This is a genomic window from Pectobacterium fontis, from assembly GCF_000803215.1.
GTDB classification, from domain to species: Bacteria; Pseudomonadota; Gammaproteobacteria; order Enterobacterales; family Enterobacteriaceae; genus Pectobacterium; species Pectobacterium fontis.
This window is the reverse complement of the sequence record NZ_JSXC01000019.1, coordinates 57,771-71,548: the sequence shown is the minus strand read 5'-3', so window position 1 is coordinate 71,548 and position 13,778 is coordinate 57,771. Positions and strand designations below refer to the sequence as shown.

Sequence of the window (13,778 nt, the reverse complement as noted above, 5' to 3'; positions counted from 1 at the left end):
CCACTTACGCCAGAATACGCGTACCAATCGCCACGCCGTTGAACAACGCAGGTAGTTGCTCAGCGTGACGCCAACTGGCGATATCAACCGGACGCCCCAGCGCACGCGCGGCATCCAGCGCGGCGTTGACCTTCACAATCATGCCGTCGGTGATGATGCCCTGAGCAATCAGTTGCTCGGCTTTCTCTGCCGTCATTTCGGCAATACGTTGGCCTTTACCGTCCAGAATGCCACTCACGTCGGACAGCAGGATTAAATCCGCGCCCAGCGTTTGCGCCAGCGCCGTCGCCGCCTGATCGGCATTGACGTTCATCAGGTCGCCCTGCGCCGTAATACCGATAGAGCTAACAACAGGCAGATAGCCCGCAGACAGCAGCGTATTCAGCAGTGCAGGCGATCCCGCTTCCGCTTTACCCACAAAACCCAGCGCTTCATCTAACTGCGTGACCGTCGTGCTGCCGCCATCGCCCAGACACAAGCCAACCGAGTTGATGTCATGCTTCTTCGCCCATGACAGCAGCGTTTTGTTAGCGGAACCCGCCAGCGCCCCCGTGATGATGTCGATCTGATCGGCAGGCGTAACGCGCAAGCCGTTTTTCTTCACCACAGGCAGCGACAGCTTTTTCATTAGCTCATCCACCAGACAGCCGCCGCCGTGAACGATCACCAACGGCCGCTGATGCACCTGACGGTAAGTCACCAGCGCGGTGAACAAACGCTCCAGCGCTTCTTCGCTGTCCAGTAAAACGCCACCTAACTTGATAATTAACGGATTCATTATGCTTAGTGCCTCGAAATGTCGGGACCAGTAGTCATTAAATTAACGATTGGGTTTCAGGGAAACCAAAGCGAATGTTCATACATTGCACGGCCTGCGCCGCCGCGCCTTTCAGCAGGTTATCTTCCGTGGCGACCACAATCAGATGCTCACCCTCAACGGAGAAACCGATATCGCAGAACGGCAGGCCGACAACGGACTTCAACGCTGGCACGCCCTTATCATACAGGCGAACCAGCGGCTTATCATGATAGGCGTTGTGATAGGCTTCGGCGACATCCTGCTGTGTAACGCCCGGCTGCAAGCGACAGGTGATGGTTTCCAGAATACCGCGAGCGAAGTTGCCCAGATGCGGCGTAAAGATCACCGGCGTACCGAGGTGAGTTGAAATTTCAGGTTCATGGCGGTGGTTGAAAATGCCGTACGGTTGCAGGCTCACTTCACAGAAGCTGCTGGTCAGCGATGCTTTACGCCCCGCGCCGCTCACGCCGCTCACGGCATTGATCACCGGCCACTGAGCCGGGTTCAGCAGTTGGGCGTCCAGCAGTGGCTTCAGCGCCAGTTGCGCAGCGGTGGGATAGCAGCCTGGGACCGCGATCAGTTGTGCCTGCTTCACACTTTCCGCACGCCATTCCGCCAGACCGTAAACCGCTTTTGCCAGCCAGTCGGCGTGCTGGTGTTCAAAACCATAGTAGCGACGATAGAATTCGGCATCCTGCACGCGGAACGCGCCGGATAAATCAAAAACGGTACAGCCAGCCGCCAGAAACACCGGGGCTAAATCGTGGCTGACTTTGTGGTCAGTCGCCAGAAAAACCACATCCACCCCTTTCGCCGCTTCTTGCGCATCGGTCAGCGGTTTTACCGGAACATCGATGATGCCTTTAAGCTGCGGGTGTAAATCAGAAATCAATTTTCCTGCATCGACACTTTGCGCAGAAACCATCAAAGCGGTTATGTTCATCTGTGGGTGACGGTTCAGGTAGAGCGCAAGCTCAGCGCCGGTATAACCACTTGCACCAACAATCAGCGTATTCAGCATGGGATCCGTATACCTTCTTACTTTTCTATGAAACAGGTAACAGGGCTCACCAGCGTCGGTACGCTGTTCACCCGCGAAGCTCAGTGAAAGTGACGACTCGCCATCGCCGTACCTTTGGGTTTCCTTTCACCAGGCATTAATGTATTTTTATTCACAATAAATGCATGAATATTGATACTATCCTAACCAGAGGCTGTCAACAGTGAAGATGAATTTACCCCCTTTTATTGAGCTATATCGGGCACTAATCGCTACACCGTCCATCAGTGCCACCGACAGCGCGCTCGATCAAAGTAATCAGGCATTAATCAACCTGCTGGCAGGCTGGTTCGGCGATCTCGGTTTCCATGTGGAAGTCCAACCGGTTCCCGGCACGCGCAATAAATTTAATATGCTGGCGCGGATTGGTGAAGGAAAAGGTGGCTTATTGTTGGCAGGGCACACCGACACCGTGCCATTCGACGACGGCCGCTGGACGCGCGATCCCTTCACGCTGACCGAACACGACAATAAGCTGTACGGTCTGGGTACGGCAGATATGAAAGGTTTTTTTGCCTTTATTCTTGATGCGTTGCGCGATATCGACCCGACCAAACTGACCAAGCCGCTCTACGTTCTGGCAACCGCAGATGAAGAAACCACCATGGCCGGAGCCCAGTATTTTTCCGAATCCACGCAGATTCGCCCGGACTGCGCCATCATCGGCGAGCCGACCTCGCTGCAGCCGGTACGCGCACATAAAGGCCATATGTCCAACGCGGTTCGCATTCAGGGACAGTCCGGCCACTCCAGCGATCCTTCACGCGGCGTGAACGCGATTGAGTTGATGCACGAGGCGATTTCCCACCTGCTGGTGCTGCGTAACACCTTACAGGAACGCTATCACAACCCGATTTTCCACATTCCGCATCCCACCATGAACCTCGGGCACATTCACGGCGGCGATGCCGCTAACCGCATCTGTGGTTGCTGCGAACTACATATGGATATCCGCCCACTGCCGGGCATAACGCTTAACGATCTGAACGGGCTGCTGTCAGAAGCGCTGGAGCCTGTCAGCCAGCGCTGGCCGGGACGCTTGACCATCAACGAGCTACATCCCCCCATTCCTGGCTATGAGTGCCCGCCGGATCACCGTCTGATAGCCGTCGTGGAGAATTTGCTGGGAACGAAAACGGAAATCGTCAACTACTGCACCGAAGCGCCGTTTATTCAGACGCTGTGCCCGACGCTGGTGCTGGGGCCAGGATCGATCGAACAGGCGCACCAGCCGGATGAATACATTGATACCCAATTTATCAAACCGACGCGGGAACTGATTGCGCAGGTGATTCATCACTTCTGCCACCACTGATCCGTGCAAGCAGCCTTGTCAGCTATGTTGGCAAGGCCATGTTGAGACCGCTCATGAAGAAGAAAGATTTTATCGCAGAGCCGCAGTGCCCCGCCATCCCTCCCTGCTAATTAGTTACCCTAATATCCGCGCCTCTGTAATTAAATTTCACAAATTGCCAAGCCCGCCTCAATGCAAGTACAAAGAATAAGGAGAAGAAGGAATCGTCAATTGACGAAATCGCCTTATCGTGGCTAGATGGATGCAGTGCGTTAAAATATGTCAAGTGAAATAAACTTACAAAAATGGTAGGGATGGGTCAGGGTAACTATGAACGAACAATATTCCGCAATGCGTAGTAACGTCAGTATGCTCGGTAAGCTGCTCGGCGATACCATCAAGGAAGCACTGGGTGAGAACATCCTTGATAAAGTCGAAACAATCCGTAAGTTGTCAAAGTCTTCTCGCGCAGGTAATGAAAAACACCGTCAGGAGTTGCTGAGCACGCTGCAAAACCTGTCTAACGATGAACTGTTGCCCGTTGCCCGCGCATTCAGCCAGTTCCTTAACCTGACCAACACCGCTGAGCAATACCATACGATTTCACCGCACGGCGAAGCCGCGAGTAATCCGGCACAGCTTTCTAATGCGTTTGAACGCCTGAAGGAAAGCAAAGATCTGACCGAACGCGATATCCGCGACGCCGTGGAATCCCTGTCGATTGAGCTGGTGTTGACCGCACATCCGACCGAAATTACCCGTCGCACGCTGATCCACAAGCTAGTGGAAGTGAACACCTGCCTCAAGCAGCTCGATCACAACGATCTGGCTGATTATGAACGCAACCAGATCATGCGCCGCCTGCGCCAATTGATCGCGCAGTCCTGGCATACCGATGAAATCCGCAAAATTCGCCCGACCCCGGTAGATGAAGCCAAATGGGGCTTTGCCGTGGTGGAAAACAGCCTGTGGGAAGGCGTTCCTGCGTTTTTACGTGAACTGGATGAGCAGTTGGAACAGGCTTTCGGCTATCGTTTGCCGGTGGATGCCGTACCGGTGCGCTTTACCTCCTGGATGGGCGGCGACCGTGACGGCAACCCGAACGTGACGGCAGAAGTCACCCGCCATGTGCTGTTGCTCAGCCGCTGGAAGGCCGCCGATCTGTTCCTGCGCGATATTCAGGTGCTGGTTTCCGAACTGTCGATGTCCGAATGTACGCCCGAGCTGCTGGAACGGGCCGGAGGCAGCGAGGTACAGGAACCGTACCGCGCCATCATGAAGTCACTGCGTTCACAGTTGAGCAGCACGCTGAGCTATCTGGAAGCACGCCTGACGGGTGAAGAACGTCTGCCGCCCAAAGATCTGCTGCTGACCAACGAGCAACTCTGGGAACCGCTTCACGCCTGCTACCAGTCGCTGAAAGCCTGCGGCATGGGCATTATTGCCGACGGCAGCCTGCTGGACACGCTGCGCCGCGTACGCTGCTTTGGTGTACCGTTGGTACGCATCGATGTGCGTCAGGAAAGCACCCGCCATACCGAAGCGCTGGCCGAAATTACCCGCTATCTGGGTCTGGGCGACTACGAAAGCTGGTCTGAATCCGATAAGCAGGCTTTCCTGATTCGTGAACTTAGCTCCAAGCGCCCGCTGCTGCCGCGCTACTGGGAACCGAGTGCGGATACCAAGGAAGTGCTGGATACCTGTCGGGTGATCGCCAAAGCCCCTATCGGCTCCGTCGCGGCTTATGTCATTTCGATGGCTCGTACACCTTCCGATGTGCTGGCTGTTCATCTGCTGCTCAAAGAAGCGGGCTGCCCGTTTGCCTTACCTGTCGCGCCGCTGTTCGAAACGCTGGACGACCTGAACAACGCCGATGATGTCATGACGCAATTGCTGAGCATCGACTGGTATCGCGGCTTTATTCAGGGCAAGCAAATGGTCATGATCGGCTATTCCGACTCCGCGAAAGACGCGGGTGTGATGGCGGCCTCCTGGGCGCAATACCGCGCACAGGACGCGCTGATCAAAACCTGTGAGAAAGCGGGCATCGCCCTGACGCTGTTCCACGGACGTGGCGGTTCTATTGGTCGCGGTGGCGCACCGGCGCATGCCGCGCTGTTGTCACAACCGCCGGGCAGCCTGAAAGGTGGCCTGCGCGTGACCGAACAAGGCGAGATGATCCGCTTTAAATATGGTCTGCCGGAAGTCACCATCAGCAGTCTGGCGTTATATACCGGTGCGATTCTGGAAGCGAACCTGCTGCCGCCGCCGGAGCCAAAACAGGAGTGGCACGACGTGATGGATGAGCTGTCCCGCGTGTCCTGCGATATGTATCGTGGATACGTACGTGAGAACCCGGATTTCGTTCCTTACTTCCGCGCCGCCACGCCGGAGCTGGAACTGGGTAAACTCCCGTTGGGATCGCGTCCGGCTAAACGTCGCCCGAACGGTGGCGTGGAAAGTCTGCGTGCCATTCCGTGGATTTTCGCCTGGACGCAGAACCGCCTGATGCTGCCAGCATGGCTCGGTGCGGGTGCCGGTTTGCAGAAAGTGGTAGACGACGGCAAGCAGGGACAGTTGGAAGAGATGTGCCGCGACTGGCCGTTCTTCTCGACGCGTATCGGCATGCTGGAGATGGTGTTCGCCAAAGCTGACCTGTGGCTGGCAGAGTATTACGATCAGCGTCTGGTGGAAGAGAAGCTGTGGCCATTAGGGAAACAACTGCGCGATCAGTTAGCCGCCGACATCAACATCGTGCTGGCGATCTCCAATGACGATCACCTGATGGCGGATCTGCCGTGGATCGCGGAGTCCATCGCGCTGCGTAACGTCTACACCGACCCTCTGAACGTGTTGCAGGCCGAACTGCTGCACCGTTCGCGTCAGCAGGAACAACCGGACGCCGATCTCGAACTGGCGCTGATGGTCACCATCGCTGGCGTCGCAGCGGGTATGCGTAATACGGGTTAATTGCGCAGGTAGCAACATACGCAGAAAAACTACAGGCCGGTCAACTGACCGGCCTAAAAAGAAAACCTTACGCCAGATATTTATCCTGCAAATACTGCCGCGCGCGGTTATCCAGCCCGTATTCCACTTCAAGCCAGCTATCGATCGAACCATGTCGTTCGTAGATGGCCTGCAACGCCGTCACGATGAACTCTTCCTGCACCGACAACACATAAGAGAACTGCCCCAGCGCTTTCTCATTCAGCGTTTCCGCTAAATGCGCCAGTAGCTGTTGACGGAATGGCGTCAGCGTCGTGTCCGTGAGCAGGTAATCTTCCATTACCGTCTGTTCATCCGCCCCCAGCGCAAACATCACCAGCGCCGAGCCGACCCCCGTACGATCTTTACCCACGGCACAGTGCTGTACCAGCCCGCCGTCATCCGTCCGTAATAGCAGCGACACCAACTGTTTATAAGCCGAATTGTTGAAAGGTAAACGGCGATACAGCTCCAGCATAAACGCCCGCGAATCAAAGGCCGCCAGCACATCGGATCCGAGTGAATCCAGATTGGCCGTCACTTCGTGGCGTAATGGGTTGGCCGGATACGCGTGATAGCTAGCGCCTGCCCACAATATATCGGGCTTTAGCGCAATTTCATCGGCATCCCGATAGTCCACCACATGGGAAATAGGCACACCAGCAAGATGTTCACAATCCGCCTCACTCAGCAGATCCAGCGAGCCGGAGCGAAAAAGTTTACCGTGTCGGATAAGCCGCCCGTCAGCGGCCCGATTGCCGCCTAAATCGCGGAAGTTGATTCCGCCATCCAGCGGTAATAACGAAGGATGAAGCAACGTGGGTTCGATCATACATCTCCTTACGAGGTTGAAAGGCGAGTGAGGCAACCGTATCACGTACCATTAGCACAATGAAGGTTAACCCCATGATCCAAGAGGCTATCAGGATAAAGGCTGGCACCCACGATAACCAGCCCAATATCTGATTTATGCTCGTTTACTCAGCGGCTAGCAGTCTGCGCGTCGCCTCCAGCAACACCTTAATCACGGTGGTTTCGGCCAGCTTCATGGTCGCCGCATCCGGGATTTCCTGCTGGGTACGGTTCACGATCACACCCGCGATCATCCCCGCTTTTAGCCCCTGGCTGGCGCACATGGTCAGCAGCGTGGCGGATTCCATTTCATAGTTCAGCACACCCATGCTCTGCCATTCTTCCATCGAACCGCGGAAGCGGCGTACAACGCGTCCAGAGAAGGTGTCATAGCGTTCCTGACCGGGGTAGAACGTATCGGAAGACGCTGTGATGCCTACGTGCAACGCCGCACCCGAGGCTTTTGCCGCCTCCACCAGCGCGGTGGTACAGCCGAAGTCAGCCACGGCGGGGAATTCCATCGGCGCGAAGTGCAGGCTCGCACCATCAAGACGGACGGCCGCAGTAGTGACCAGGACATCACCGACGTTGATGCCGGACTGAATCGCCCCCGTTGTGCCTACACGCAGGAAAGTACGGATGCCGAGCTGTGCCAATTCTTCTACCGCGATGGAGGTTGACGGGCCGCCAATACCAGTCGAGCAAACAATAATCGCTTTGCCGTCCAGTTCCGCACGCCACGAGGTAAACTCACGGTGCGAGGCCAGATGCACCGGGTTATCCATCAGGCGAGCAATTTTCTCAACGCGTTCAGGATCGCCGGGCACGATAGCCAGCGTCGCGCCCTGTAAATCGCTCTTGACCAGACCAAGATGGAACACATCAGATGTAGACATAACTGCCTCCCGGGCAATCAATTGGGTATCAGAGAAATCACGCCGGACGCCCCATAAACGCTGCCTATCGCAGTCTGTAAGCGTCCGTTCTGGAAAAGACTCTAGCGCATCGCTACACTTTTTTAAGTGACTAATGTCACTGATGAAAAAGAAACGAATACAAACATACATAAAATATGTGACTCACATCACTTTCAATGAGGTGAAAAATTCATTTTTGCTGATTAATTGTCTTCTAGTGTAGATTCTTTAATCATTGTTCGTATTTATCATAGATGTTCTGAAATCCCTCTTTATATGAAAACCGGCTGGCCGGTAACAGGAGAGCGCGTAATGAAGACTGATGAACTGACGACCTTCAAACACCTTCCGCAAGGGCTATCCCCGGCGGTGGAGCCGCAGACCTCCTCCATCATTACGACGGATTCTGTCGGTATCATTGCCAGTGAAACCACCATTCCTTCTCAGGGCGAGCAGCTACCCGCTTATATCGCCAGACCGGCAAATCATGATAGGCCGCTCCCTATCATTCTGGTGGTGCAGGAAATTTTCGGTGTGCACCAACATATTCAGGATGTGTGTCGCAGGCTGGCCAAACAGGGTTATATGGCGATTGCGCCAGAGCTGTATTTTCGTCAGGGCGACGCCAGCCACTATAGCGATATTCAGCAAATCCTGACCGAGCTGGTTTATAAGGTGCCGGATACGCAGGTGCTGTCCGATCTCGATCACACTGCCAACTGGGCGATTAAGCAGGGGGGCGATGCCAACAAGCTGGCGATCACAGGTTTTTGTTGGGGTGGACGCATCACCTGGCTCTATGCCGCGCACAACCCGCAGATCAAGGCAGCCGTTGCCTGGTATGGAAAATTTACCGGTGAGAAAACGCTAAATAGCCCGAAACACCCGGTCGATATTGCAACAGAATTGGAAGCGCCCGTGCTGGGATTATATGGTGCGAAAGACGAGAGTATTCCGTTGGCGCAGGTGGAGACTATGCGGCAGGCGCTGCGTGCTGCCAACGCGGCGGCAGAGATTATCGTTTACCCCGATGCCGGACATGCTTTCCATGCCGATTACCGCCCCAGCTATCATGAAGAATCCGCGCGTGACGGCTGGCAGCGTATGCTGACGTGGTTCCAGAAAAACGGGGTGGCGTAGCACCACCACACAATGTCTAAAAAACCATCGGCGATCGGTTAATGCTGATGTGAGCCATTGAAAAACCGCGAGCTACTACGGCGTGAGGCATCGCTATGGAAACCTCATCGCCGTGTTTCCCCCTACATCCATACCGACGCGATCGGCATTAACCGTTACCTTGTTACAGAGGCCGCTTAAAACGACGTCCAGTCGCCGTTATCGCGCTGGTTTTTCATCGCAGTTGGCGCTAAAGACAGCGTTGGCGTACGCGTGGGAGCGGGTGCATAAGACACGGTTTTGACATTACCATAAGACGAAAGCTTAAAGGCGCTCACCGCCTCTGTCAGCACGGAAGCCTGTGCTTGCAGAGACAGGGCCGCGGAGGCAGACTCTTCAACCAACGCCGCATTCTGCTGGGTCGTGGTATCAATCTGTCCCACCGCCAGATTCATCTGATTGATGCCATCGCTCTGTTCATGGCTCGCCTGAGAGATTTCACTGATGATCTCATTCACATCTCGTACATAGCCCGTTAAGCCGTCCATCGTTTCTTCGGCCGTATCCACCAGCAACATGCCTTCCTGAATTTTGCTCACAGAGTCGTCAATCAAGTCTTTGATCTCACGCGCAGCGGTTGCACTACGCTGTGCCAGAGAACGAACTTCCCCCGCCACCACCGCAAAGCCACGCCCCTGTTCACCCGCGCGTGCCGCTTCAACCGCCGCATTCAGCGCCAGAATATTGGTTTGGAAGGCAATACCGTCAATCACGCCAATAATTTCTGCCATACGCTGGGAGGAATCACGAATGCCACGCATTTTCTGCGTCACGGAGACCATCACGTCGCCGCTTTGCTTGGCAGCACCGGAAGCTTTATTGGCAACCTCCGTCGCCTGCTGGGTGTTTTCTGCCGTATTTTTAATCGTGGAGGTGAGCTGTTCCATGGAAGCCGCCGTTTCTTCCAGCGAGCTAGCCTGCTCTTCAGTACGCGATGACAGATCCTGATTACCTGCGGCAATCTGTGAGGCCGCCGTCGAGATGGCTTCTGCACCATCACGTACCTGCCCGACAATCGTGCTCAGGCTGGTGTTCATGTGATCCAACGATTGCAGCAACAATCCGGTTTCATCTTTGCTGGTCACAGTGATACGTGAGGTCAGGTCGCCCTGTGCCACCTTATTTGCCACTTGCAAAGCCTGCTGTATTGGTCGGGTTACGCTGCGCGTGATAGACCAGGCAATCAATGCACCCGATACCGCACCGAGTGCTAAAATAAGCAAGAGGATAATACGAGACTCGCGATATACCGCAGACATGGTTTCCACAGAGATGTCCATCGCATCATCTTGATAGCTAACCAATTGTTTTACCGTATCACGGTACTGGCGCTGTACGACATTCAGGTTGGTATTGAATTCCTCAATCGCCGCATCCCGATTGCCAGCCTGCACTTCACTAATGATTTTATCGCCAGACTTCAAAAACTCGACACGAATCGTGTGGATAGCGCGTAGCTGAGCGATCGAACGCTCCTCAACGGTTTGGCTGTCCAGCTTGTCCAACAGGCGGCTAATTTCCTGACGAAACTCATTCACACGCGCCACATTTGCCTGGATTTGCTCCTGACCGGAAACCAACATCAACCGCTGATACGCCACCAAAATGCTGGTGACGTTATCGATGAGACTATTGGCATCCACCGTTTGCGGGTAAACCTCTTTGACAATATCTCTGGCACCATCCTGAAAACTGGATAACTTAGAAAGAGCAAAAATACTCACGGCAAACAACATCAAAATCAGGATGGCAAATCCAGCACCCAGTCGATAGCCAATACGCCAATTCGCTAAATTCATGTCTCACTCCTTTTAAGTAATGCATAGCAATGTCAATTGCGCACATATCGCAGCTTGATGAAAAAACAGGGTAGAGAATGGCTGGCTACCCGAAGGGCATAAACCTTCTGATGCGCCAGAGATACCTTGAGGCAGGCATTTTTACGCACGCTCTCAGCATGAGAGGCGCGATCAACGATCAAATAGTTTCCTCGGGTGTTGAGGTGCAAACGTGGAAATAAATCGAACAGTGCTACAAATATAGCTGATAAGGTCGGAAAGACGTGATTGAGGAGAAAATCATGGACTTCCCTCTCCGAATTCACACAGCCGAAGCCGCTCCTGTATTATTCATTTTATCGGCATATCGCACATGACCTTTACCATTTGATCGTTTAAATCATTCAAAAATAAATAACAGATAGCCATTGACTATCATAAAATTAATTTCGATCGGTAAAAGCACATATCAATCTACGCACCGTTAACAGAAATAACGCTTCAATTACATAGAAGGATAGTCAGGTCGCGTTGATATGAAAAATAAAGAATGCGTATTTTATTTATGCAGGAACCGAAAAAACCAGGGAGGCAATAGCCTCCCTGATGTCATCAGCAATTAAACCTTACTGGGTTTCACGCAGACGCTGTGCTGCCTGAACCATATTCGCCAGAGCCTGACGCGTTTCCGGCCAGCCGCGGGTTTTCAGGCCGCAATCCGGGTTCACCCACAGGCGTTCCGCAGGAATACGCTGTGCCGCTTTCTTCAGCAAGGCTTCCATCCACTCTACGCTCGGTACGTTCGGAGAGTGGATATCATAAACCCCCGGTCCGATGTCATTTGGATATTCGAACTCTTCAAACGACTCCAGCAACTCCATATCGGAACGAGAGGTTTCAATCGTAATCACGTCGGCATCCAGCGCGGCGATAGAATCCATGATGTCGTTGAACTCGCAATAACACATGTGGGTGTGGATCTGCGTATCATCTTTCGCCACAGCAGCGTTCAGACGGAACGCATCCACGGCCCAGGCCAGATAGGCATCCCAATCAGAGCGGTGCAACGGCAGACCTTCACGCAGCGCCGGTTCATCGATCTGGATGATACCAATGCCCGCCGCCTCCAAATCCGCCACTTCATCACGCAGCGCCAGCGCAATCTGTCTGGCGATGGTTTCCCGCGTGACGTCTTCGCGCGGGAACGACCAACACAGGATAGTCACCGGCCCTGTCAGCATGCCTTTCATCGGCTTGTCGGTCAGAGACTGTGCGTATTTCGCCCACTCAACGGTGATGGCTTCTGGACGGCTCACATCGCCAATGATGACTGGCGGCTTCACACAGCGAGAACCGTAGCTCTGCACCCAACCGTTCTGGGTAAAGACAAACCCATCCAGATGCTCGCCAAAATACTCCACCATGTCGTTACGCTCGGCTTCACCGTGCACCAGTACGTCCAGACCCAGACGCTCCTGTTCAACCACAGCCTGCTTGATGTGCTCGGCAATGCCGGTGCGATAGTGATGGCTATCCAGACGCCCCTGTTTGAAATCCAAACGCAGGCCACGAATTTCCGTAGTTTGTGGGAAAGAACCGATCGTGGTCGTCGGCCAGGCTGGCAGATTAAAACGCTCGCGCTGGGCATCAGCACGAACCGAATACACGTTCTGACGCTGGCTGTCCTGTGCGGTAATCGCCGCCAGACGCTGCGCAACGGCGGCATTATTCACGCGCGTTGAGGTGCGGCGCGCGCGAATCGGCGCGCTATACGCTTCCAATGCCTGACCGTTGCCGCTGTTCAGTGCCTGAGACAACAACGACAGCTCCGCACATTTCTGGATGGCAAAAGCGAACCAGCTCTTTACTTCCTCATCCAGACGCGCTTCTACGCTCAGATCAATCGGGCTATGCAGCAGTGAACATGAACTTCCCAGCCACAGATCGCGCGTCCCTACCAGCGGTTGCAGGCGTTGAAACCAGTTGCTCAGGTCAGCACGCCAGACGTTGCGGCCATTAATCACCCCCAGAGACAGCACCCAGTTCGCAGGCAGTTGAGCACTCAGCGTCGCGGCATCATCTTTACCGTGAACCAGATCGATATGCAGTCCCTGAACCGGCAGGGCTTTGATCGTTTCCAAGTTCTGGCTAACGCTATCGAAATAGGTCGTCAGCAGCAATTTCACCTGACCTTGCAGCGCGTCGTAGGCTGGTTTAAACGCCGCCAGCCATTCTTGCGGCAGTTCCAGCGCCAGTGCAGGCTCGTCAATCTGCACCCACTCGATGCCGCGCTTCGCCAGCTCAGCCAATACCTGCTGGTAAACCGGTAGAATGTCCTTTAGCAGCGATAGACGATCAAATGACTCACCTTTCACTTTGCCCAGCCACAGGTAGGTCACCGGACCTAACAGCACAGGTTTCACGTTATGGCCCAACGCCAGTGCTTCATCAACTTCGTCCAGCAGTTGTGTCCAGGTCAGCTTGAACTGCTGTCCTTGAGTGAATTCCGGCACCATGTAGTGATAGTTCGTGTTAAACCATTTGGTCATTTCTGCCGCCGCCGCCGGTTTACCGGTTGGCGCACGCCCGCGACCAATACGGAACAGCGTATCCAGATCGACCGAACCGTCTTCATTTCGATGACGCTCAGGTACGTTACCCAGCAGCAGACTTGTGGTCAGCACATGGTCGTACCAGGCGAAATCACCCACTGGCAGCAGCTCAACGCCAGCATCCTTCTGTTGTTGCCAATGACGCGCACGCAGCTCACGTCCGACGCTCAGCAGCTCCTCCTGTGTCGCGTTACCTGCCCAGTAGCTTTCCTGTGCTTTTTTCAGTTCACGGCGTAGCCCAACGCGCGGAAAACCCAGTGTGTGATTCACAATCGCCATCGTTAATTCCTCATTTAGCC

At 54.4% G+C, this 13,778-nt stretch carries 9 protein-coding genes; 3 read left to right on the top strand and 6 right to left on the bottom strand.

Features of this window, described 5'->3' with window-relative positions:
• Nucleotides 1-4 precede the first annotated feature (4 nt).
• Together argB and argC are read right to left on the bottom strand one after the other, a co-directional pair.
• Entirely contained in the window at nt 5-778 is a 774-nt protein-coding gene (argB, locus tag OI69_RS07155; RefSeq protein ID WP_039348014.1) for an acetylglutamate kinase, read from the bottom strand.
• A 37-nt stretch (nt 779-815) separates the two neighbouring features.
• On the bottom strand, nt 816-1,820 hold the full coding sequence (gene argC, locus OI69_RS07150; protein ID WP_039348011.1) for an N-acetyl-gamma-glutamyl-phosphate reductase: 1,005 nt from the start codon (nt 1,818-1,820) through the stop codon (nt 816-818).
• A 202-nt stretch (nt 1,821-2,022) separates the two neighbouring features.
• Between argC and argE the strand changes: the two genes are divergently transcribed.
• On the top strand, nt 2,023-3,174 hold the full coding sequence (gene argE / locus OI69_RS07145; protein ID WP_039348008.1) for an acetylornithine deacetylase: 1,152 nt from the start codon (nt 2,023-2,025) through the stop codon (nt 3,172-3,174).
• A gap of 309 nt (nt 3,175-3,483) precedes the next feature.
• Nucleotides 3,484-6,123: a phosphoenolpyruvate carboxylase gene (gene ppc, locus OI69_RS07140; protein ID WP_039348005.1), complete on the top strand. Its 2,640-nt coding sequence runs from the start codon at nt 3,484-3,486 to the stop codon at nt 6,121-6,123.
• A 67-nt stretch (nt 6,124-6,190) separates the two neighbouring features.
• On the opposite strand, the gene OI69_RS07135 is transcribed toward ppc, so the two are convergent.
• Nucleotides 6,191-6,973 (bottom strand): tyrosine-protein phosphatase, encoded by a 783-nt coding sequence (locus OI69_RS07135; RefSeq protein ID WP_039348002.1) that lies wholly within the window; start codon nt 6,971-6,973, stop codon nt 6,191-6,193.
• Between the two features lie 145 nt (nt 6,974-7,118).
• Nucleotides 7,119-7,889 carry a uridine phosphorylase gene (udp, locus tag OI69_RS07130; protein WP_039347999.1) on the bottom strand — a complete coding sequence of 257 codons (771 nt, stop codon included), beginning with the start codon at nt 7,887-7,889 and terminating at the stop codon, nt 7,119-7,121.
• Nucleotides 7,890-8,222: 333 nt separating this feature from the next.
• On the opposite strand from udp, the gene OI69_RS07125 reads away from it, so the two are divergent.
• Nucleotides 8,223-9,050 (top strand): dienelactone hydrolase family protein, encoded by an 828-nt coding sequence (locus tag OI69_RS07125; RefSeq protein ID WP_039347996.1) that lies wholly within the window; start codon nt 8,223-8,225, stop codon nt 9,048-9,050.
• Nucleotides 9,051-9,226: 176 nt separating this feature from the next.
• On the opposite strand, the gene OI69_RS07120 is transcribed toward OI69_RS07125, so the two are convergent.
• Together OI69_RS07120 and metE are read right to left on the bottom strand one after the other, a co-directional pair.
• Complete coding sequence (locus tag OI69_RS07120; protein ID WP_039347993.1) at nt 9,227-10,888, bottom strand: methyl-accepting chemotaxis protein; 1,662 nt, start codon at nt 10,886-10,888, stop codon at nt 9,227-9,229.
• A 605-nt stretch (nt 10,889-11,493) separates the two neighbouring features.
• Complete coding sequence (gene metE, locus OI69_RS07115; RefSeq protein ID WP_039347990.1) at nt 11,494-13,758, bottom strand: 5-methyltetrahydropteroyltriglutamate--homocysteine S-methyltransferase; 2,265 nt, start codon at nt 13,756-13,758, stop codon at nt 11,494-11,496.
• Between the last annotated feature and the right edge of the window lie 20 nt (nt 13,759-13,778).